The sequence below is a fragment of the Streptomyces calidiresistens genome (assembly GCF_014141525.1).
In the GTDB taxonomy this organism is placed as follows: domain Bacteria; phylum Actinomycetota; class Actinomycetes; order Streptomycetales; family Streptomycetaceae; genus Streptomyces; species Streptomyces calidiresistens.
Genome location: NZ_VKHS01001291.1, coordinates 1 through 929, shown reverse-complemented (window position 1 = coordinate 929; position 929 = coordinate 1). Strand labels below are relative to the sequence as shown.

The following is a 929-nucleotide window of genomic DNA, read 5'->3' as shown; positions in this document are numbered from 1 at the left end:
TTGCAGCTTCGTCGGCAGCGTCAGTTGTGTATAAGAGACAGGGAGGGTGGCGCCCGGGGTCTACCCGCGTCAACCCCCTCCCGGACATGCCAAAGGGCGGGCCTGTGAAAAGACCCGCCCCGTTCGGCGTTTCCCCCGGTGGGGGGTGGCGTGCCGCCGCCGACCCGCCGTCAGTCGTTCGGCACGGTTTCGTACCGGGGGGTGTTCTCCTCCATCATCTTCAGCGCCTTCTTCCGCTCCCGCTTGGAGAGGCGGTCGATGTACAGGCGCCCGTAGAGGTGGTCCGTCTCGTGCTGGAGGCAGCGCGCGAAGTAGCCGGTGCCGCGCACCCGGATCGGGTTGCCCTCCAGGTCCTGCCCCCGCACCACGGCGTAGTCGGGGCGGGCCAGTTCGGCGTAGGCGGTGGGCACCGACAGGCAGCCCTCGTTGTTGTCGTCCAGCACCCGCCGATCGGCCGGGAGGTCCTCCAGGACGGGGTTGCAGACCACGCCCACGTGCCGCACGCCCTCGTCGTCGGCGCAGTCGTAGACGAAGACCTTGAGGTCCACGCCGATCTGGTTGGCGGCCAGCCCGACACCCTCGGCGGCCCGCTGGCTGGCGAACATGTCGTCCACCAGCGCGGCCAGCGACTCGTCGAACTCGGTCACCTCCCGGCACTCGCGGTGCAGGACCGGGTTGCCCACCACCGTGATGGGGCGGGCGGTGCCGCGCTCCCGGTGGGCGCGCTCGCGTTCCTCGCAGTCCCGGGTGTCGTCGATGAACTCGTCCTCGACCCGCTGATCGGTCTCCTGCCGCGCCATGGTCCGCAGCCCGCCTTCCTCGCTCCGCAGATGTAACGGCCCCCGGGGCCCCCTACAGCTTACGGGGCACCGGGGGTCGGCCCTCCCCGGCACGGATGCGGGGCGCCGCCGGGGGGGACCCCCGGAGGG

1 protein-coding gene is annotated in these 929 nt (G+C 71.6%); it reads right to left on the bottom strand.

Annotated features, from left to right (window positions below; translation table 11 throughout):
• Positions 1-170: 170 nt before the first annotated feature.
• Positions 171-800 carry a peptide deformylase gene (gene def / locus FOE67_RS26935; protein WP_182667431.1) on the bottom strand — a complete coding sequence of 210 codons (630 nt, stop codon included), beginning with the start codon at positions 798-800 and terminating at the stop codon, positions 171-173.
• Between the last annotated feature and the right edge of the window lie 129 nt (positions 801-929).